Origin of the sequence: Methyloversatilis sp. RAC08 (assembly GCF_001713355.1) — a bacterium.
In the GTDB taxonomy this organism is placed as follows: domain Bacteria; phylum Pseudomonadota; class Gammaproteobacteria; order Burkholderiales; family Rhodocyclaceae; genus Methyloversatilis.
The window spans coordinates 2122065-2142644 of record NZ_CP016448.1 but is presented as its reverse complement, the minus strand read 5'-3'; the positions used below and the strand labels follow the sequence as shown (position 1 = coordinate 2142644).

Annotated in this window: 17 protein-coding genes; 5 read left to right on the top strand and 12 right to left on the bottom strand. The window is 66.3% G+C overall.

The window, feature by feature from the left end; genetic code table 11:
- The first annotated feature begins 2 nt into the window (after nt 1-2).
- Complete coding sequence (locus tag BSY238_RS10050) at nt 3-377, top strand: response regulator transcription factor (RefSeq protein WP_069039018.1); 375 nt, start codon at nt 3-5, stop codon at nt 375-377.
- Nucleotides 374-2554: a 3'-5' exonuclease gene (locus BSY238_RS10045; RefSeq protein WP_083224008.1), complete on the top strand. Its 2181-nt coding sequence runs from the start codon at nt 374-376 to the stop codon at nt 2552-2554. The genes BSY238_RS10050 and BSY238_RS10045 overlap by 4 nt, the downstream gene beginning before the upstream one ends.
- Before the next feature lie 60 nt (nt 2555-2614).
- Here the strand turns inward: BSY238_RS10045 and BSY238_RS10040 are convergent, their stop codons facing one another.
- On the bottom strand, nt 2615-4456 hold the full coding sequence (locus BSY238_RS10040; RefSeq protein ID WP_223300086.1) for a putative nucleotidyltransferase substrate binding domain-containing protein: 1842 nt from the start codon (nt 4454-4456) through the stop codon (nt 2615-2617).
- Nucleotides 4457-4692: 236 nt separating this feature from the next.
- Nucleotides 4693-5622: a LysR family transcriptional regulator gene (locus BSY238_RS10035; protein ID WP_069040600.1), complete on the bottom strand. Its 930-nt coding sequence runs from the start codon at nt 5620-5622 to the stop codon at nt 4693-4695.
- 148 nt (nt 5623-5770) lie between these two features.
- Here BSY238_RS10035 and BSY238_RS10030 point away from each other — a divergent pair, with 148 nt between their 5' ends.
- From BSY238_RS10030 to BSY238_RS10020, 3 genes are all read left to right on the top strand, one after another.
- Nucleotides 5771-6637, top strand: coding sequence for a pirin family protein (locus tag BSY238_RS10030; RefSeq protein ID WP_069039017.1), 867 nt, complete (start codon nt 5771-5773; stop codon nt 6635-6637).
- Nucleotides 6638-6724: 87 nt separating this feature from the next.
- Nucleotides 6725-7345 carry an isochorismate family cysteine hydrolase YcaC gene (ycaC, locus tag BSY238_RS10025; protein ID WP_069039016.1) on the top strand — a complete coding sequence of 207 codons (621 nt, stop codon included), beginning with the start codon at nt 6725-6727 and terminating at the stop codon, nt 7343-7345.
- Between the two features lie 386 nt (nt 7346-7731).
- A complete protein-coding gene (locus tag BSY238_RS10020; RefSeq protein WP_335625436.1) occupies nt 7732-8307 on the top strand; it encodes a 3'-5' exonuclease in 576 nt (191 codons plus the stop codon).
- Nucleotides 8308-8317: 10 nt separating this feature from the next.
- Here BSY238_RS10020 and BSY238_RS10015 read toward each other — a convergent pair whose 3' ends face one another.
- The 10 genes from BSY238_RS10015 to BSY238_RS09970 form a co-directional block, all read right to left on the bottom strand.
- Nucleotides 8318-8899 (bottom strand): hypothetical protein, encoded by a 582-nt coding sequence (locus tag BSY238_RS10015; protein WP_069039014.1) that lies wholly within the window; start codon nt 8897-8899, stop codon nt 8318-8320.
- An 18-nt stretch (nt 8900-8917) separates the two neighbouring features.
- Nucleotides 8918-12601 carry a methionine synthase gene (metH, locus tag BSY238_RS10010; RefSeq protein ID WP_069039013.1) on the bottom strand — a complete coding sequence of 1228 codons (3684 nt, stop codon included), beginning with the start codon at nt 12599-12601 and terminating at the stop codon, nt 8918-8920.
- Nucleotides 12602-13087: 486 nt separating this feature from the next.
- The gene (locus tag BSY238_RS10005; RefSeq protein WP_069039012.1) at nt 13088-13477 is read right to left on the bottom strand and encodes a c-type cytochrome; all 390 of its coding nucleotides are present in this window, start codon (nt 13475-13477) and stop codon (nt 13088-13090) included.
- A 137-nt stretch (nt 13478-13614) separates the two neighbouring features.
- Complete coding sequence (gene ruvA, locus BSY238_RS10000) at nt 13615-14190, bottom strand: Holliday junction branch migration protein RuvA (RefSeq protein WP_069039011.1); 576 nt, start codon at nt 14188-14190, stop codon at nt 13615-13617.
- A gap of 292 nt (nt 14191-14482) precedes the next feature.
- Nucleotides 14483-15019, bottom strand: coding sequence for a crossover junction endodeoxyribonuclease RuvC (gene ruvC / locus BSY238_RS09995; protein WP_069039010.1), 537 nt, complete (start codon nt 15017-15019; stop codon nt 14483-14485).
- The gene (ptsP, locus tag BSY238_RS09990) at nt 15019-16767 is read right to left on the bottom strand and encodes a phosphoenolpyruvate--protein phosphotransferase (protein ID WP_069039009.1); all 1749 of its coding nucleotides are present in this window, start codon (nt 16765-16767) and stop codon (nt 15019-15021) included. Before ptsP ends, ruvC begins: the two co-directional genes overlap by 1 nt.
- A gap of 1 nt (nt 16768) precedes the next feature.
- Nucleotides 16769-17038: an HPr family phosphocarrier protein gene (locus BSY238_RS09985; protein WP_069039008.1), complete on the bottom strand. Its 270-nt coding sequence runs from the start codon at nt 17036-17038 to the stop codon at nt 16769-16771.
- On the bottom strand, nt 17025-17432 hold the full coding sequence (locus BSY238_RS09980; RefSeq protein WP_069039007.1) for a PTS sugar transporter subunit IIA: 408 nt from the start codon (nt 17430-17432) through the stop codon (nt 17025-17027). The genes BSY238_RS09985 and BSY238_RS09980 overlap by 14 nt, the downstream gene beginning before the upstream one ends.
- 375 nt (nt 17433-17807) lie before the next feature.
- A complete protein-coding gene (locus BSY238_RS09975) occupies nt 17808-18623 on the bottom strand; it encodes a symmetrical bis(5'-nucleosyl)-tetraphosphatase (protein ID WP_069039006.1) in 816 nt (271 codons plus the stop codon).
- Entirely contained in the window at nt 18620-20527 is a 1908-nt protein-coding gene (locus BSY238_RS09970; RefSeq protein WP_069039005.1) for a polysaccharide biosynthesis protein, read from the bottom strand. The genes BSY238_RS09975 and BSY238_RS09970 overlap by 4 nt, the downstream gene beginning before the upstream one ends.
- Nucleotides 20528-20580: the final 53 nt, after the last annotated feature.

Below are 20580 nucleotides of genomic sequence, written 5' to 3'. Positions count from 1 at the left end.
CCGTGACACACAAGATACTGATCGCTGACGACGAGCCGAACATACTGATTTCGCTCGAGTTCCTGATGAAGCGCGAAGGCTACGAGGTGAGCGTCGCGCGCGACGGCATCGAAGCGCTGGCCGCCATTGCCGCCACCCGCCCCGACCTGGTGCTGCTCGACGTGATGATGCCCGGCAAGACCGGCTTCGAGGTCTGTCAGGAGGTGCGCGCGCAGGACGCGCTCAAGGACATCCGTATCCTGATGCTCACCGCAAAGGGGCGCGATACCGACGTCGCGAAGGGGCTGGCGCTGGGTGCAGACGCCTACGTGACCAAACCGTTCTCGACGCGCGAGCTGGTGCAGAAGGTGCGCTCGATGCTGGAGCCGGCGACGTGAACCCGCGGCTGCGCCCGGACCGGCGCGTGCTGCTGGCGCTCGCGGCACTGGCGCTGGTGATGCTCGGCTGGGCAGTGGTCAGCGGCGTGCTGCTGATGTCCACGCTGGAACCGGCCGAGCGCGATACGGTGGTCGCGCTGATCGGCAGCCGGCTGCCGCTGGCTGGCGTCACGCTGGTGTTCGCGCTGCTGATCGCCGCCATCGGGCTCAATGCGCTGTACCGGCATTACATCGTCGCGCCGGCGCGACTGCTCGACGAGGCGCGCATCCTGCTCGGCACCGACGTCCAGCGCACGCTGACGCCGCAGGGCGCAGCGGAGAACCGGGCGCTGGCCGACGTCATTTCCGGCTTCGCCGAACAGCGGGCCGGGCTGCGCGCTGACGTCGAGCAGCAGGTGCGCGAAGCCAGCCGCAGCGTCGAACAGGAGCGCAGCCGGCTGGCGGCGCTGATGTCCGAGCTGACGCAGAGCGTCGTCGTGTGCAATCTCGACGGCCGCATCCTGCTCTACAACAACCGGGCCCGCCTGCAGTTCCGCGCACTGTCCGACGCGCCGGCGGTCGCTTCGGGCGCCGAACTGATCGGCCTCGGCCGCTCGATCTACACGGTGTTCGACCGCAAGCTGGTGGCGCACGCGCTGGAGAACATCCAGCAGCGCATGCAGCGCGGCGTGGCCAGCCCTTCGGCGCAGTTCGTCACCACCACGCGCGCCGGCCAGCTGCTGCGGGCGCAGATGACGCCGGTGCGTGCCGGCGGCGAGGGCGACGACAAGGCCATCGGCGGCTTCGTGCTGATGCTCGACAACATCACCCGCGACTTCGAGGAGGAGTCGGCGCGCGACCGGCTGCTGCTCGGTCTGACCGAAGGCAGCCGCGCCTCGCTCGCCAACATGCAGGCGGCCATCGACATGCTCGACTTCCCCGATCTCGACACGGCGATGCGCGAGCGCTTCCACGGCGTCATCCGCGACGAGGTCGGCGCCATGAGCGCACGCGTGAGCAAACTGGCCGACGAATCCACGCGCGGCATCAAGGCGCGCTGGCCGCTGGAAGACATGCTGGGCGCCGACCTCGTGTCGGCCGCGCTGCGGCGCATCGAATCGCTGGACGCGCCGCGCGCCGCGGCCGACGAGGTCGACGGCGCGCTGTGGCTAAAGGTGGACAGCTTTTCGCTGCTGCAGGCGCTCGCCTGCCTGGCGTACCGGCTGGCGGACGAATACGACGTCCGCAGCGTGCAGTTGCGCCTCGGCGCGGCACCGCAGGGCGCGCGCGCGCACCTCGACCTGATCTGGCAGGGCCAGACCATGAGCACCGAAACGGTGATGAACTGGCAGATGGACGGCATGACCACGGGCAGCGAGCGATCGCCGCTGTCGGTGCGTGACGTGGTCGAGCGCCACGGCGGCGAGTTCTGGCTCGAGCGCGAACGCGTTCGCCACCGCGCCTTCTTCCGCTTCCTGCTGCCGCTGGCGAGCGAACGCGAACAGCTCGATACCGCCACCTTCGTGCCGCAGGGCAGCCGCCCCGAGTATTACGACTTCGACCTGTTCCGCTCGACCGAATCGAGCCGTACGCTCGCCGACCGTCCGTTGACCGAGCTGACCTACACGGTTTTCGACACCGAAACGACCGGGCTGAATCCGAGCGAAGGCGACGAAATCATCCAGATTGGCGCCGCGCGCATCGTCAATGGCAAGCTGCTGAGGCAGGAAAGTTTCGAACAGCTGGTCGATCCACAGCGGAAGATTCCTGCCGCATCGATCCCGATCCATGGCATCACGCAGGCCCAGGTGGACGGTCAGCCGACCATCGCCACCGTGCTGCCGGCCTTCCATGCGTTCGCGCAGGACACCGTACTGGTCGCCCACAACGCGGCCTTCGACATGCGCTTCCTGCAGTTGAAGGAGGCGGCCACCGGCCTGCGCTTCGAACAGCCGGTGCTGGACACGCTGCTGCTGTCTGCGCTGGTGCACCCGAATCAGGAATCGCACAGGCTCGAAGCCATCGCCGAGCGCTTCAACATCACCGTCATCGGCCGCCACACGGCGCTCGGAGACGCCATCGTCACCGCCGAAGTGTTCCTGCGGCTGATTCCGCTGCTCGCCGAGAAAGGCATCCATACGCTGGGCGACGCGCGCGAAGCAGCCCAGCAGACGTATTACGCGCGGTTGAAGTACTAGGGTCTGTTGGCATTGGATCGCGAACCGCGTGCAGTCAGCACGCGCGATCAATGTCAGACCCTAGAAACGCCCCGCCTGGTAACGCTGCCCCAGGACGCTCTGCAAGGTCTGAACCACGCCGAAGGCATCCTTGAGCTGGCTGCGTTCGAAGTTCGACAGTTCGTCCGGTTTGACGAAGTTGTCCGCTTTCTGCCCGGCCGCAATCTGACAGGCCTGATGCCGGATGCGTATCCGGGCAATGAATTCCAGCGTTTCACGCAGGTCGCGCGCACTTTGCCCGCTGATTTCGCCACCCGTAGCCGCCACATCCAGCCGGTCAAACGTATTGATGGCTTCGTGCCCGCCCGCCAGCGCATAGACGCGGGCGAGATCGACCACCGGAACGATGCCGCTGTGCTTGAAGTCGATGGTGCCGCGGTGCTCGCCGGAGCGTATCGTCGAAATCGCGCGGAACAGCCCCAGAGGTGGCGTATGAGTCAGCGCATTGCCGACCATATGGGCCAGGAACATGCGCTTGCCCTGCGTCATCGACAGCATTTCGCGCCGCAGTTCATCGAGCAGCGACGCCTTGCCGTAAATCGCCCTGAGGTCGAAGAACACGCAGGTGAGCATCAGCGCCCTGGGCTCGGGTTGGTCCGTCCACTTGCGGAAGTAATGCAGCCAGCGCGATTTCGGCTGCCGCCACAGATCCGTCATCGCCATCATTTCGCCCGGGCAGTGGAGGTATCCGCAGGCCGCCAGGCCGTCGCACACGAAACCGGACAGCGCATTGAAGTACTCGCCGTGACGCGCGCGATCGAAGGCATCGTCGATGACCATGCAGTTGTCCTGGTCGGACCGGGCCGTCTGCTCGCTGCGCGCCTGCGATCCGGCTGCCACCCAGACGTAATCAATCGGGGGCGGCCCGAGTTTCGCCTCGGCCAGCTGCAGCAGCCGGCACGTGATGGCGTCGGTAATGGCCGTGATCATGCGCCCGCTGCTGTATGCCGACGCGCCCGACGCGGCGAGATTCTGCTGCAGCAGTCCCACCCTTGCAGCGGCAGCGGCGAGGCCTTCGAGCGTTTGCTGCTTGTAGATTTCGCCCGCCAGAAAGACCGGAGACGTGCTGTGATGCACGTTCAGGTCAGTCGCCGTGATCACGCCAACCAGTGCATCGCCGTCCGTGATGGGCACGTGATGAATGTTGTGGCGCGTCATCAGCAACAGGGCCTCGAAGGCCGGGTCCCTCACGTCCATCGTCAGCGGCTGCGGCGTGGCAATGTCGCTGAGCGGGCGCGACGTATCGGTGCCCTGTGCAATCACGCGATTGCGCAGGTCGCGATCCGTCACCACGCCCGACAGGCGGCCTTGCGACACGATCAGTACGGACGACACGCGTTGCTCGGACATCAGCTTCGCGGCATCGCGGATCGAGGTATCGGGCGGCAGCGTGATGGGGCTGCGCTTGATCAGCGCGCGCACCGACGTGGGCAGCAGATTCAGGCCCGGCTGGGCCTGATGCGCGTCCGCGACCACGGTCGGCTCAGGTGCGATGAAGCATTGCAGCGACGGCTGCGCCGCGCACAGCGCATCGACATCGGTGCTTGCAACGCGCGCCAGCAACGCGTCTTCCGACACCCTGGCCGACCAGGCACCCGCAGCGCTCGCCGGCGTGCCGTAACCGAACAACTCCCCCGGGCGCAACGCAACCTCGGTTCGACGGTCGGCATTGATCAGCTGCACTTCCCCGCGGATGATCAGATAGAGCCCGTCGATATCATCCTGCAAGTCATCGGCGGAGAACGCCTTCACGTGCATCACCGACGCGATGCCGGCAAGCGTCTCGGGATCCAGCGCCCCGAACGCTCGCTGCCCGCGCAGCGCTGCGAGCAACGCCTGACCGGTAGTGCCTTGCCTGCTCATGCCACCTCCAGCGCTAGGTAAGCGTCAAACGGCAGGTGAAAGACCAGTGCTGCCGCCAACTCACCAATGCCGACAGTCTCCGCCAGCGCGACGGTTCCTGACAACGTCTGTGCAGATCGCGCGCAGTGCCGCCGAGACTGCGACCCGTGACGCATCGGCCGGATTCAACGGCATCGCATGCCGCGGCTCGAAGCCGGCGGCGCACAACCGACTGGTGCCGTGCCTGCGGTCGTCCCTCACGGCGTGCTGCGTGCAAAGCCTGCTGGCGCGTCAGCCACCTGATAACCCCGACTCAGCGCATCGACCAGCCCGCGTACCGCCGGCAGCAGCCCACGGCGTGACGGAAACACCACGTGCGCGATGCCGCTGCGCGGCGCCCAGCGCGGCAGCACGTCGATCAGGCGGCCCGCTTCGATATCGTCGCGCACCATCATGGTCGGCAGCTGCGCGACGCCGACACCATGCAGCGCTGCGCTGCGCAGTGCCGACAGGTCGTCAGTGATCAGCCGCGGCGTGTGCGCTACCTGGGCGCTGGCACCGTCCGGTCCCTGCAGATTCCAGCGGTGTTCGCGCTGCGCCGGCCCCCAGGCGACGCTGGGCAGCGCCGACAGATCGGCCGGTACGCACTGGCCGGCCAGCGGCTCGACCAGCCGCGGATGCGCAACCAGCCGCTGGTGGCTGTCGCCGAGCACCTTCATGACGAGGTCGGTGTCTTCCAGCGGCGGAAAGCGCACCCGGATCGCCAGGTCGAAGCCTTCGCGGATCACGTCCACGCGGCGGTTCGTGCTTTCGACGTGGATCTGCACACGCGGGCACTCGGCCATGTAGCGCGACAGGATGTCCGCCACCTGGTATTCGAGCAGCGCGGTTGGGCAGGCCAGGCGCACGATGCCCTGCGGCTCGGCGCGCGTGCGCTCGACCGCCTCCTGCGCCGCCTCGGCTTCGATACGCATCGCCACGCAGTGCCCGTAATAGGCCTGACCGATCTCGGTCACCGCGAAGCGCCGTGTGGAGCGCTGGATCAGGCGCACGCCAAGGCGCTCTTCGAGCAGCGCGATGCGCCGGCTCAGCTTCGACTTGTGCATGTCGAGTGCGCGCGCGGCCGGCGCGAAGCCGCCGTGTTCGACCACCCGGGTGAAGAAGTACAGATCGTTCAGGTCCTGCACTGCAGTGGCCATCTCAGTCTCCATCGTTCCATCAATGGAACGCTGAATTGCCATTTTGCCGTCTAGTGCATCGATTGTCCTGAATCTAGTATTCATTTCATCGCAGTACGGTTCCGACGGAACGCTGCAAACGAACGGGAGAACCACCTTGAAGAAGATTTCAGGTCTGTACAGCGCACCGAAAGGTCACTGGGTCGGCGACGGCTTTCCGGTGCGTTCGCTGTTTTCGTATGACTCGATGGGCCGCCACGTCAGCCCCTTCCTGCTGCTCGACTACGCCGGCCCGGCCGAATTCGAACCGTCGGACACGCCGCGCGGCGTCGGCCGCCATCCGCACCGCGGCTTCGAGACGGTCACCATCGTGTATGCCGGCGAGGTGGCACATCAGGACTCGACCGGCGCCGGCGGCGTCATCGGCCCGGGCGACGTGCAGTGGATGACCGCCGGCGCCGGCATCATCCACGCGGAATTCCATTCGCCCGAGTTCACCCGCCGCGGCGGCGCGCTGGAGATGGTGCAGCTGTGGGTGAACCTGCCGGCGCGAGACAAGCGGGCCGCACCGGGTTATCAACAGCTGTCGAAAACCGACATTCCGGTGGTCGAACTGCCCGGGGGCGCGGGACATCTGCGCGTCATCGCCGGCGAGTACCTTGGCCATCGCGGCCCGGCGCGCACTTTCACGCCGATCGACGTTTGGGACCTGAAGCTTGCGGCCGGCAGCCGGACCGCGCTTGACGTGCGCGCAGGCCACACGCTGGCACTGGTCGTGCTGCGCGGCTCGGTGCGCATCAATGGCAGCCAGGCGGCTCGCGAAGCGCAGATGGTGCTGTTCCACCGCGAAGGGCGTGACTTCACGCTGGAAGCAGACAGTGACGCCGTCGTGCTGCTGCTGGCGGGCGAACCGATAGACGAACCGATCGCCGGCTACGGCCCCTTCGTGATGAACACGCAGGAAGAAATCCGCGAAGCCATCGACGACTTCAACAGCGGTCGTTTCGAAGCGGCGATCGCCTGACGTTTCCCCCTGCGCGCACCGGGCGCGCAGGGCTCACACCGCCCGACGCCTTGCAGGCTGACGGCCCTCAACCGCAAGGAGAACGATATGAACAAGCCCTACAGAAAGCTGGACAAGGACAACGCCGTGATGCTGCTGGTGGACCATCAGGCAGGTCTGCTGTCGCTGGTACGCGACATCGACCCCGACAAATTCCGCAACAACGTGCTGGCCACCGCCGACCTGGCGAAGTACTTCCAGCTGCCGACCATCCTGACGACCAGCTTCGAACAGGGCCCGAACGGCCCGTTGATGCCGGAGCTGAAGGGCCTGTTCCCCGACGCGCCCTACATCGCCCGCCCGGGCCAGATCAATGCCTGGGATAACGAGGACTTCGTCAAGGCGATCAAGGCCACCGGCCGCAAGCAGCTCATCATCGCCGGCGTGGTCACCGAAGTGTGCGTCGCCTTCCCGGCGCTGTCGGCGATCGAAGAAGGGTTCGAAGTATTCGTCGTCACCGACGCCTCGGGCACCTTCAACGACATCGCCCGCCATTCCGCCTGGGACCGCATGTCGCAGGCCGGCGCGCAACTGATCAACTGGTTCGGCGTGGCGTGCGAACTGCACCGCGACTGGCGCAACGACGTCGAAGGTCTGGCCACGCTGCTGTCCAACCACATCCCCGACTACCGCAACCTGATGACCAGCTATGCGACGCTGAAGGGCTGAAGACAGTCCCGCGCGAGGACGTGCTCTCGTGAGCCGTGCGGGCTGTGTGGGGCGGCCCTTGCGGGCGTTATCCCTGTGGGAGCTGCCCCTGTGGGGACTGCCCCTGTGGGGACTGCCCCTGTGGGAGCGGCGGCCTCGCCGCGATTGATGCCGCGATGATCGTTGATCAACGCGCCGATCGCGGCGAGGCCGCCGCTCCCACAAGGCCGCCGCAACAACAGGCCGCTGCTCCCGCAGCTGTCGCTCCCGCCGGATCACCACGGATGGCATCCGGCCGTGCTGTCGCAATCCGCCGGACTGAGCGATCATCCACTCGCCCCATCCCCGGCGCACCCGAAACGATCGCGATGAGAAAAACCGCCCCTTCGAAAGCGGAAACCGACCTGTTGCCAACTTTTCCCGGCGTGCCGCCGGACTGCATCCATGTACCGGCGACCCCGGCGGCATTCACCGCGGCGGCGGCCGACATCCGCGCGGCACGGCAGGTGGGTTTCGATACCGAATCGAAGCCGACCTTCAAGCCGGGCGAGGTGAGCAGCGGCCCGCATGTGGTGCAGTTCGCGCTGACCGATCGTGCGTACGTGTTCCAGCTGCATCATCGCGACTGCTGGCCGGTGCTGGCCGAACTGCTGCATGACGAAGACGTGCTGAAGATCGGCTTCGGCCTGTCGTCAGACCGCTCGCAGGTGCTGGCCAAGCTCGGCGTGGTGCCGCGCGGGCTGGTCGATCTGGATCGCGTGTTCCGCAAGCAGGGCTACAACAATTCGATCGGCGTGCGCGCAGCGGTCGGCGTGGTGCTGGGGCAGAATTTCCGCAAATCGAAGTCGGTGACCACGTCGAACTGGTCGCTGCCGGTGCTCACGCCGGCGCAGGTGCTGTATGCCGCGAACGATGCCTGGGCGGCGCTGAAGGTGTTCGAGGCGCTGGGGATGCCGGCGGATGATCCGCTGTTCGGCAGCTGACGCCCTGCATTCAGGGCAGCGCGGCGACGTCCGTCTTGCGGCAGCGTGCATCACCGCCATCCAGCGCCTTCATGTTGAAGACACCTTGCTCCAGCTGGAAAGCAATCGTCTGCAACATGACGAAAGCAGCGGGTTCGCCATCGATCGATCCCTTCGAAAAGGTCCATCCGCCGATGGCGTCGAGCGCGGCCTTCACGTACGGCGGTTCCGCCACGATGCGCGGGTGCGGAACGTGGCGAACCTTGCGGATCCGGCCATCGGCATCCACGATCAGGGCGACCATCAACACGGCCTCCTGAAGATCGACTCGTCTGGCTGACGGATAAGCCGGAAACTCACCATCGATCCGGCGTGGGCAGACGATCCAGCTGTCCGGCCGGACCCGACGGTCCGCCGCCTGAATCATCGCGGCGAAGTCGGCATCCGCCGACAGCTGTCGCCAGGCATCCAGCGTCCAGTCGCCCGCCACCACGGTGCTCCTGACAAGTTCGCGATAGGCGAGCAGACGATCAAGCCGCGGATCACGCTCGGGCAGACTCCCGCACGCGGCGAGCAGCAGCGCGCAGGCGGCAAGACTCAGCCGACGCTTCATCGAAACAACCGGCGCCGCCTACAGCACCGGCGCCAGCCAGCGCTTCATCACCGGCTCGGGCAGGCCCTTGCGCGCTGCCAGATCGGCGACCTGGTCCGGGCCGACCTTGGTGATGGCGAAATACTGCGCGTCCGGGTGCGCCAGGTAGAAACCGCTGACCGCAGCCGTCGGAAACATGGCGTAGCTTTCGGTCAGCGACACGCCGATCGCCGCTTCGACATCGAGCAGTTTGAACAGGTCACCCTTTTCGGTGTGGTCCGGACAGGCCGGGTAGCCCGGCGCCGGGCGGATGCCGCGATACTTCTCGGCGATCAGCGCGGCGTTGTCGAGCGACTCGTCGGCGGCGTAGCCCCAATCCTCGCGCCGCACCCGCGCGTGCAGGTACTCGGCGAAGGCTTCGGCCAGACGGTCGGCCAGCGACTTCAGCATGATGCTGCTGTAGTCGTCATGGGTCTTGTGGAACTCGGCCAGCTTCGCTTCGATGCCGATGCCGGCGGTCACCACGAAGGCGCCCGCCCAGTCGGCCACACCACTGGCGCGCGGCGCGACGAAATCGGCCAGGCAGAAGTGCGGCTTGCCGGCCGGGCGTTCGTGCTGCTGGCGCAGGTTGTGCCACACCATCGCGGTGTTCAGGCGCGTGTCGTCGGTATAGAACTCGATGTCGTCGCCGTTGCTGTTGGCCGGCCAGACGCCGAACACGGCGCGCGCGGTCAGCCACTTGCCGTCGATGATCTGCTGCAGCATGGCCTTGGCGTCGACCAGCAGCTTGCGCGCCTCGTCGCCGACCACCGCATCGTCGAGGATGGCCGGGTACGGGCCCGACAGCTCCCAGGTCTGGAAGAACGGGCTCCAGTCGATGTAGTCGACCAGCGCCGCGAGGTCCTGGTCGACGATGACCTGGCGGCCGGTCTTCGCCGGGCGCACGGGAATCACTTCGCTGCCCCAGCCGCAGCAGTAGGCGTTGTCGCGCGCCTCGTTCAGCGACACCAGTTTCTGGCCCTTCTTGGCGGCGTGCTGTTCGCGGATTTTCACGTAGTCGGCTGCGACTTCCGCGGCGAAGCCGGCGCGCTGGTCGATCGACAGCAGGCTGGTCGCCACGCCGACGGCACGCGAGGCGTCCGGCACATACACCACAGGATGGTCGTAGAAGGGCGCGATCTTGATCGCAGTGTGCGCGCGCGACGTGGTTGCGCCGCCGATCAGCAGCGGAATGTCGAAGCCTTCGCGCTTCATTTCCGACGCGACATGGCTCATTTCCTCGAGCGACGGCGTGATCAGGCCGGACAGGCCGATCACGTTCGCCTTGTGTTCGCGCGCGGCGGCCAGAATCTTGTCGCACGACACCATGACGCCGAGGTCGATCACGTCGTAGCCGTTGCAGCCGAGCACCACGCCGACGATGTTCTTGCCGATGTCGTGCACATCGCCCTTCACGGTCGCCATGACGACGCGGCCCTTGGTTTCGCCGACCTTCTTCGATGCTTCGATGTAGGGCTGCAGGTGCGCCACCGCCTGCTTCATGACGCGTGCCGACTTCACCACCTGCGGCAGGAACATCTTGCCGGCGCCGAACAGGTCGCCGACGTGGTTCATGCCGGCCATCAGCGGGCCTTCGATCACCGCCAGCGGCGGCTTGCCTTCGGCTTCGAGGCGCGCGCGCACCTCTTCGGTGTCTTCCACCACGAATTCGGTGATGCCCTTGACCAGCGCATGTTCCAGCCGCTTGTCCACGACCCACTCGCGCCACGCCAGATCCTTCTCGTTCTCGCGTGCCGAACCCTTCACCGTGATGGCGAATTCGACCAGCGCCTCGCCGGCCCCCGGGTTGCGATTAAGCACCACGTCCTCGACCTTGTCGCGCAGCGGCTGCGGAATGTCTTCGTACACGCCGAGCTGGCCGGCATTGACGATGCCCATCGACAGGCCGTTGCGGATCGCGTGGAACAGGAACACCGTGTGGATGGCTTCGCGCACCGGGTCATTGCCGCGGAACGAAAAGCTCACGTTCGACACACCGCCCGAGGTTTTCGCGTACGGCAGGTTCTGCTTGATCCAGCCGACCGCCTCGATGTAATCGACCGCGTAGTTGTCGTGCTCGGCGATGCCGGTCGCGATGGCGAAGATGTTCGGGTCGAAGATGATGTCTTCCGGCGGGAAACCCACCGTTTCGGTCAGCAGCGTGTAGGCGCGCTGACAGATTTCGGTCTTGCGCGCATAGGTGTCGGCCTGGCCCTTCTCGTCGAAGGCCATGACGATGACCGCTGCGCCGTAGCGGCGCGCCAGCTTCGCCTGACGCAGGAATTCGGCTTCGCCTTCCTTCATCGAGATCGAATTGATGACGCCCTTGCCCTGTATGCACTTCAGGCCGGCTTCGATGACCGTCCACTTCGACGAATCGAGCATGATGGGCACGCGCGAAATGTCCGGCTCGGACGCGATCAGCTTCAGGAAACGGTCCATCGCGGCGACCGAATCGAGCATCGCCTCGTCCATGTTGATGTCGATCACCTGCGCGCCGTTCTCCACCTGCTGGCGGGCGACCGCCAGCGCGTCATCGAAGCGGCCTTCGAGAATCATGCGTGCGAAGGCCTTCGAGCCGGTGACGTTGGTGCGCTCGCCGACGTTCACGAACAGTGCGTCGGCGCCCACGTTGAACGCCTCCAGCCCGGACAGGCGGAGCTTGCGTTCGATCTCCGGCACGCGGCGCGGCGCGATGCCGTCCATGGCTTCGGCGAACGCGCGGATGTGCTCCGGCGTGGTGCCGCAGCAGCCGCCGACGATGTTCAGGAAGCCGGATTTCGCCCACTCGGCGATGTGCTTAACCATGTCGGCCGGCGATTCGTCGTACTCGCCGAAGGCATTCGGCAGGCCGGCGTTCGGGTGCGCCGACACGTGCGTGTCGGCAAGGCGCGACAGTTCTTCGACGTGCGGGCGCAGCTCTTTCGGGCCGAGCGCGCAGTTGAAGCCGAACGAAATCGGGTTGGCATGGCGCAGCGAGTTCCAGAACGCCTCGCCGGTCTGGCCGGACAATGTGCGGCCGGAGGCGTCGGTGATGGTGCCGGAAATCATGACCGGCCAGCGGCGGCCTTCTTCTTCGAAGAACTTCTCGACCGCGAAGATGGCGGCCTTGGCGTTCAGCGTGTCGAAGATGGTTTCGATCAGCAGCAGGTCGGCGCCGCCTTCGGTCAGACCGCGCGCGGAGGCGACGTAGTCGTCCACCAGCTGGTCGAAACTCACGTTGCGGTAGCCCGGGTCATTCACGTCGGGCGACAGCGAACAGGTGCGCGAAGTCGGGCCGAGTACGCCGGCGACGAAGCGCGGCTTGTCCGGGTTTTTCGCGGTGTATTCGTCGCACACCTCGCGCGCCAGGCGGGCGCCGGTGAAGTTGATTTCATGCACCACCGACTCCAGGCCATATTCGGCCTGTGAAATCACCGTTGCGTTGAAGGTATTGGTTTCGATGATGTCCGCGCCGGCTTCCAGATAGGCGGCGTGGATGCCGCGGATCACGTCGGGCCGGGTCAGCAGCAGCAGGTCGTTGTTGCCCTTGAGGTCCTTCGGATGCGTGGCGAAGCGCTCGCCCCGGTAATCGTCCTCGACCAGTTTGTGCCGCTGCACCATGGTGCCCATCGCGCCATCCAGGATCAGGATGCGGCGGGTCATCAGGCTCTTGAGCAGGTCGGTGCAGTCGGGGCGAATCATCTGGGTCTCCGTGGTGCGGGGCGGTCGGCACTGCAGAGGGTCACGGCAATGACGTCACGCCATCATGGCGGCACCAATGCAAAAACCCGTCGAACGCAGGAAGCGTACCGACGGGTCGGGACTCTCTGTAGGGTCTGTTCTCATTTGATTCGTGCGTCACCTTGCCCCTGGGCTGGTCGCGAACAAGGCGCACGACGCAGTCGAGACTGGCTGTCTCGACAAGGAGTGCAACGCGGTGCGCGGCCAGCCCAGGGGCAACCCGCAGGGCGTACAACCAGTGCGTCACATGGCTGCGTTGCACCTCCTTGCCTGACGGCCAGTCAGGCTGCGTCGGCGCGCCTTGCCGTGCGGCGCACTGGCTGCACGCGTGAGGCACGAATCAAATGAGAACAGACCCTGGCTGCATTTGTAACGCGCCCGCAAGCTGTGGCTCAAATCGGCGCGAGTGCGCACATTAAAAGCGTGTGCGCATCAAGTCAAGCGGGCCTATCTCACATCGAGCGACAGGATCCAGCCAACCAGCTTGGTCGCATCGGCTTCACTGATGGCCACTTCGTTGGGCGGCATCGCCAGCCCGCCGACCTTGCCTTTCCAGTGGCTCGAGTACGGGCTGGAGCCGTGCATGACGATCTGCGTCAGCGTGGTCTGCGCGTCCTTCACGCCGTAATAGCGCGCGGCGACATCGCGCCAGGGCGGACCGACCGGCACGCTGCCATCGGTCTTGGCTGCGGGTTCCACGCTGTGACAGACGGTGCAGCCGCTGCTGGCGGCCAGCTTGAGCATGGCAGTGTCTTTCGCCGGATCGGCCAGCGCAGGCGTACTGATCAGGCTGAGCGACACGAGGCTGGCAGCCAGTGCGGTGTGGACGATGTGCATGATGAAACTCCCTGATGAATGATGGCTTCGGACCTGAGGTCACGATGGGTACACGCTACGACCCGTGCCCGTCCTGGGGATTGACGCACATCAAGGGGATGTTGCGCCGCAACAGCGGCGTACGGCGAAACCGCGACTCAGGCCTTCGACAAGGCCTTCAATGCCTGCCGGATGCCGTCCGACACGCTCACGCCTTCGGGCAGCGTGCGCAGCGCAGACTGCGCTTCGCGCTCGCTGTAGCCGAGCGCCATCAGCGCATTCAGGATGTCGGCGCCGGCGTCGGGTGCGACGGCGCTGGTCAGCGAGGCGGTCGGCAGCAGCTTGTCGCGCAGCTCCAGCAGCAGCCGTTCGGCGGTCTTCTTGCCGATGCCGGGGATCTTGGTCAGGCGCCCGGCTTCCTGCATGGCCACCACGCGGGCCAGTTCATCCACCGACATGCCGGACAGCACGGCCAGCGCCATGCGCGGCCCGATGCCGGTGATCTTCACCAGCTGGCGAAAGGCCGCCTGCTCGGCCGGCGAGGCGAAGCCGAACAGAAAATGGCCGTCTTCGCGCACGACGAAGTGGGTATGCAGCGTCACCCGCTCACCGGCCGACGGCAGGTTGTAGAAGGTGCTCATCGGCACATCGACTTCATACCCCACGCCCTGCACGTCAAGCAGGATGCGCGGCGGGTTCTTCTCAAGCAGCGTGCCAGTGAGGCGACCGATCATGGGGACTCCGGAATCAGGGTTGGCAGGGGGCGCGGCGCATGGATGTACGGCCGCGCTCCCCGTTAATGCCGAGATTGTAGGCGAGCGGCCACCCCGGCATGCGGCCTGAGAGGAATGGCTGTGGGAGCTTGCTGTGGGAGCTTGCTGTGGGAGCGGCGGCCTCGCCGCGATGCGCACTCTGCACGATGATGGTCACTGCACTATCGCGGCGGGGCCGCCGCTCCCACAGGGGCCGCTCCCACAGGGGTCAACCCCACAGGCCGTCGCTCCCCCAGCAGCACCAATAACTGCGTCAGGCCAGACGACGGGCGATGATGCGCCCGCCGCGGCGGCGGCTGCCGGGTCCGGCCAGTGCGCCGATGCCGCGGGCGGCGTGCGCGTGGCAGATGGCGCAGGCCAGCGCGTCGGCGGCGTCGGTGCCCGGCGTTGCGGCCAGCGCCAGCAGGCGCGTCACCATGAACTGCACCTGTTCCTTGTTCGCCTTGCCGTGGCCGACCACCGCCTGCTTCACCTGCAATGCGGTGTATTCGGCCACCGGCAGACCGCCTGCGGTCAGCGCCGACAGCGCCGCACCGCGCGCCTGACCGAGCAGCAGCGTCGATTGCGGATTGACGTTCACGAACACGATTTCGACTGCCGCATGCGTCGGCTGCCAGGTGTCGACCACCTCGCGGATGCCTTCGAACAGCGTGGCGATGCGCGACGGCAGCGGATCGCGTTCATTCGACGTGATGCGGCCGCTGGCAACGTACTGCAACTTCGCGCCCACCGCTTCCAGCACGCCGAAACCGGTGATGCGCAGGCCGGGGTCGATGCCGAGTATGCGCATCACTGCACCGGCGTCATGCCGGTGTTGATGCGTTCCAGCTGTTCGCGGATACGCAGCGGGTCGTCGGAGCGCAGCAGCTTGAGCACGCGGGGCGCCACATCGCCGCAGTCGCAGCGCAGCACTTCGCGCTTCACTTCGAGCAGCTGCGATGGATGCATCGAGAACTGGCGCAGTCCCATGCCGAGCAGCAGGCGGGCGAACTGCGGCTCGCCGGCCATTTCGCCGCACACAGCCACCGGCATGCCGGCGCGCTTGGCCTGCGCAATCACCTGCTGGATCAGCCGCAGCACGGCCGGATGCAAAGGGTCATAAAGATGCGCCACCGCCTCGTCGGCACGGTCGATGGCCAGCGTGTACTGGATCAGGTCATTGGTGCCGATGGACAGGAAACTGAAGTGGTTCATCAGCGTGCCCAGTGCCAGCGCGGCGGCCGGTATTTCGACCATGGCGCCGACCGGCACGCGCTCGTCGAACTTGCGGCCGGCTTCGCGCAACTGCTGGCGCGCCAGCGCGACCAGGGCGAGCGCCGATTCGATCTCGTGCTGGAACGCCACCATGGGCAGCATGATGCGCACACTGCCGTAATGCGACGCACGCAGGATCGCGCGCAGCTGCGTGACGAACATGCGCGGTTCGGCCAGACAGTAGCGGATGGCGCGCAGACCCAGCGCCGGATTGGCTTCGCTGCGCTGCGCTCCGCGCAGCGCCTTGTCGGCGCCGATGTCCAGCGTGCGCAGCGTGACCGGCTTGCCCTTCATCGCCTGCACGACGCTGCGATAGGCCTCGAACTGTTCGTCCTCGTCCGGCAGCGTGTCGCGGTTCAGGAACATGAACTCGGTGCGGAACAGGCCGATGCCGTCGGCGTCCACCTCGCGCACCTGCTCGACGTCCTGCGGCAGTTCGATGTTGGCGTACAGCTGCACCACCTCGCCGTCCAGCGTGCTGGCGACACCGCCAACCAGCCGCTTCAGCTTCGAGCGCTCGATCTCGATCTCGCGCGCGCGCAGCCGGTACTCGTCGAGGATGTTGTCGTCCGGATTGATGATCAGCACGCCGCGCAGGCCATCGACGATGAGCATGTCGTCGTCCTGAATCAGCGTGCGCGCCTGATGCATGCCGACCAGCGCCGGAATGGCCAGGCTGCGCGCGACGATGGCGGTGTGCGAGGTGGCGCCGCCCAGGTCGGTCACGAAGGCGGCGATGCGCTGCGCCTTGAACTGGATGGTGTCCGCCGGCGACAGGTCATGCGCGACGACGATGCTGTCGGTGTCGCGCCGGCGCGTACTCATGCGGTTGCGCTTGCCGGCCAGCACCTTGAGCACGCGCTCGACCACCTGCACCACGTCGGCGCTGCGACTGCGCAGGTAGGCGTCTTCGATCTGGTCGAACTGTTCGACCAGCCGGTCCATCTGCCGCTTGATCGCCCACTCGGCGTTGCAGCGGCGGGTGCGCATGAATTCGCGCGCCTCGTCGAGCAGCATCGGGTCGTCGAGAATCATGCTGTGCAGGTCGACGAAGGCAAGCAGTTCGCCCAGCGCTTCGGAACTGTCGGTGACCAGCCCGCTGCGCAGCTCGGCCAGCTCGGCGCGCACCGTGTCGAAGGCACGCGACAGGCGGAGGATTTCGTCCTCGATCTTGCGCGGGGCCACGGCGTAGTGCGCCACCTCGAGCGTGGCGTGCGACACGAGATAGGCATGGCCGATCGCGATGCCGCCCGACACCGCCAGACCGTGCAACGTGAAGGTCACGTTACTCGCCTTCGCCAAAACGGTCTTCGATCAGCGCGACCAGCCCGGCCATCGCCGCGTCGGCATCACTGCCTTCGGTGTCGATGGTGATTGTGCTGCCCTTGCCGGCGGCCAGCATCATCACGCCCATGATGCTCTTGGCGTTGATGCGACGGCCGTTGCGCTCCAGCCAGACTTCGCACTGATGACGGCTGGCCAGCTGGGTCAGCTTGGCCGAGGCGCGCGCATGCAGGCCCAGCTTGTTGATGATGGTGATGTCACGTCTTGGCATCGCGCGTCGTCCTCATGGCCATCACTCCGTCACGACCGCCGCTGACCGCCCGGTTCACCAGACCTTGCAGCGTTTCGCGTTCGCGGTAAGTCAGCGTACGCAGCAGCATCGGCAGATTTACACCGGCCACCGCCTCGATCCGCCCCGGCTCGCACAGTTTCTGCGCGAGATTGGACGGCGTGGCGCCGAACACATCGGTCAGCAGCAGCACTCCGTCTCCGGTATCGACGACCGACAGCCACTTGCGGGCCAGCGGCAGCAGGTCGAGCGGGTCGTCCTGACCCGACACGCCCAGCTGCGCCATCTGCACCGGCCGGGTATTGAGTACATGGCAGGCGCACTGGATCAGCGATTCGCCGTAACTGCTGTGGGTGATCAGAAACAACCCGATCATGGAAGTCCTCCGTAGGCGAGCCCGCATTCTAGAGTCTGTTGACAGCAAAACGCGGATCGCACGACATCTTCCACGCGCCATCCGCGCCGGACCCTGCACGCGGGCACTGCGTCCAGATCCAAAGCAACAGCCGCGGGCGGCCCTGTTGGAGCTGTCCTGTGGGAGCTGTCCTGTGGGAGCTGTCCTGTGGGAGCTGTCCTGTGGGAGCTGTCCTGTGGGAGCGGCGGCCTCGCCGCGATACGCACTTCGCACAGCGACCATCTAGGCACGATCGCGGCGAGGCCGCCGCTCCCACAGGCCGCCGCTCCCGCAGGCCGCCATTCCCGCAGGCCGCCATTCCCACAGGCGGCCGTTCCCGCAGGCGCGCCCGATGGCTCAGAACGTCGCGCAGCGCTCGCACGGCACCTGGAAGACCGCGCGGTCTTCCAGCCGCAGCGCGGTCAGCGCGCCACCCCACAGACAGCCGGAATCGAGTGCGATGACGTGGTCAGCGCTGCGATATCCGAGGGCCGACCAGTGACCGCACACCACCGTGTGGCTGCGCCAGCGCGCGGCAGCGTTGTCGAACCACGGCAGATAGCCATCCGGCGGCTCTTCGGGCGCGCCCTTGCTGTGGAATTCCATGCGCCCCTCCGGTGTGCAGAAGCGCATGCGGGTGAGCGCATTGACGACGATGCGCAGGCGGTCCCAGCCGTGCAGTTCATCCTGCCACTGTGCCGGTTCGCTGCCCCACATGCGCTGCATGAATTCGACCGACTGCGGCCCGCGCAGCGCCGCCTCGACCTCGTGCGCCAGCACCTGCGCCTGCGCGATGTCCCACTGCGGCAACAGGCCGGCGTGGACCATGGCGTAGTCGCCCTCGACGTGCATCATCGGGCGCTGGCGCAGCCAGTCGATCAATTCGTCGCCATCGGGTGCATCGAGCACATGGTGAAAGGTGTCTAGCCGGTGCCGCTTGCCCTGACCGGCCGCGATCATCAGCAGCGAAAGGTCGTGGTTGCCGAGCACGGTGACGGCGGCGTCGCCCAGATCGCGCACGAAGCGCAGCGTTTCGAGCGATTTCGGGCCTCGATTGACCAGATCGCCGACGAACCAAAGGCGATCGTGTCTGCGATCGAAGCCGCAATGGTCAAGCAGCGCTTCGAGTGGATCGAAACAGCCTTGCAGATCGCCGATCGCGTAGGTGCTCACGTGCGGCCGGTTCCATGGTCCGCACCCGGGCCGGCAGTCGCGGCGTCCGCTGCAGGCAGCGCCGCCTGCGGCATGTCGTGCTGCGGCTTGTATTCCGGCACCCACTGCGCCAGTTCGTTGCGCAGGGCCGCCGGTTCGACCGGCAGCGGGCCGGACAGCCAGCGTTCGAGCCTGCCCAGCCACAGCGTGTCATCCATCGCGCGGGCACGCGCGATGCGCACCTTGGGGTGATGGGTGGGCCGCGTCGTTTCATCGCTTGCCAGCAGTTCTTCGTACAGCTTCTCACCGGCGCGCAGACCCGTGAACTGGATCTTCACCTCGGATTCGGACGCGCCGGACAGCCGGATCATGTCGCGCGCCAGATCGGCGATGCGCACCGGTTCGCCCATGTCGAGCACGAAAATCTCGCCGCCCTCACCCATCAGCGCCGCCTGCAGCACCAGCTGCGCAGCTTCGGGAATCGACATGAAGTAGCGGATGATGTCCGGATGGGTGACCGTGACCGGTCCACCCCGGGCGATCTGTTCCTGGAACTTCGGAATCACGCTGCCGGCGCTGCCCAGCACGTTGCCGAAGCGCACCGTGCTGAAGGCCGTCGCACCGCCACGCGCCGCCAGTGCCTGGCAGGCCATCTCGGCAAACCGCTTGGTGGCCCCCATCACATTGACCGGATTGACCGCCTTGTCTGTGGACACCAGCACGAAGCGCGGCACGCCGCAGAGCTGCGCGGCGCGCGCCGCGGCCAGCGTGCCACCCACGTTATTGCGTATGGCCTCGACTGCATTCACGCCTTCCATCAGCGGCACGTGCTTGTACGCCGCGGCATGGAACACCACCACCGGACGGAACTGCTGCATCGCCAGCGTGAGTCGGGCCTCTTCGCGCACATCGCCGATCACCGGTTCGATGCGAATCTGCGGGAAGACTTCGGAGAACTCTTCGACCAGGTTGTAGAGAAAGAACTCGCCGCGTTCGAACGCCACGATGGCCGATGGCGCAAAGCGCGCGATCTGCCGGCACAGCTCGGAACCGATCGAGCCGCCAGCGCCGGTCACCATGACCACCTGACCTTCGATCAGCTGACGCAGACGCGGCGCGTCGATCTTCACCGGATCGCGTCCGAGCAGATCCTCGACTTCCACCTCGCGCACCGCAGCCACCGCCACCTTGCCGCTGATCAGGTCATCGAAGGACGGCACCGTCATCGGCTTGACGCCGGCGCGGACGCAGGCGTTGGCCGCTTTGCGCCGCGCCTCGTGCGACGCGGAGGGCATGGCTATGATGGCGTGCGACACCTTCAGATCGAGCGCCTGCCGGGCGAGCGAATCGAGGCCTCCCAGCACCTTGTGCCCATAAACCGTACGGTCGTGCTTCTTCGGATTGTCGTCGAGCAGTCCGACCACGCGCCACTGGCCCGAGCGGCCGATCTCGCGCAGCAGGCTGAGAGCCGACTCGCCGGCGCCCAGAATGAGCACGGGTTTCCCCTGCGTCGCGGCGGCGCCGAATTCGCGATGATCACGCCATGCGCGATACGCGAATCGCGCGCCACCCATGAGCAGGATCAGCAGGATGGGATCGAGCACATAGATGGTGCGCGGTACGATGCCTTCCGGCTTGATCAGCCATACCAGCAAGGGCGCAAGCAGTGCCGCCGCTCCGATCGTGACGACGAGGCGCTGCAGATCCGGCAGGCTGGCAAACCGCCAGATGCTCCGATACAGGCCGAACAGCCGGAACACCACCGCTTGCGCACAGACGACCCAGGGCAGGATAGCCAGCATGGACGGCACGTATTCCGGCGGAATCGAAAGATTGAAGCGAAGCAGGAACGACAGATACCAGGCGGCGGCAGCCAGCGCTGCATCGCCAAGAAACACAACACTGGAACGCGACAGAATCGTCATGGGCGGGCCCCTTCATCGCACAAGCGCGCGGAAGCACCGGGGAGCAGCATCCG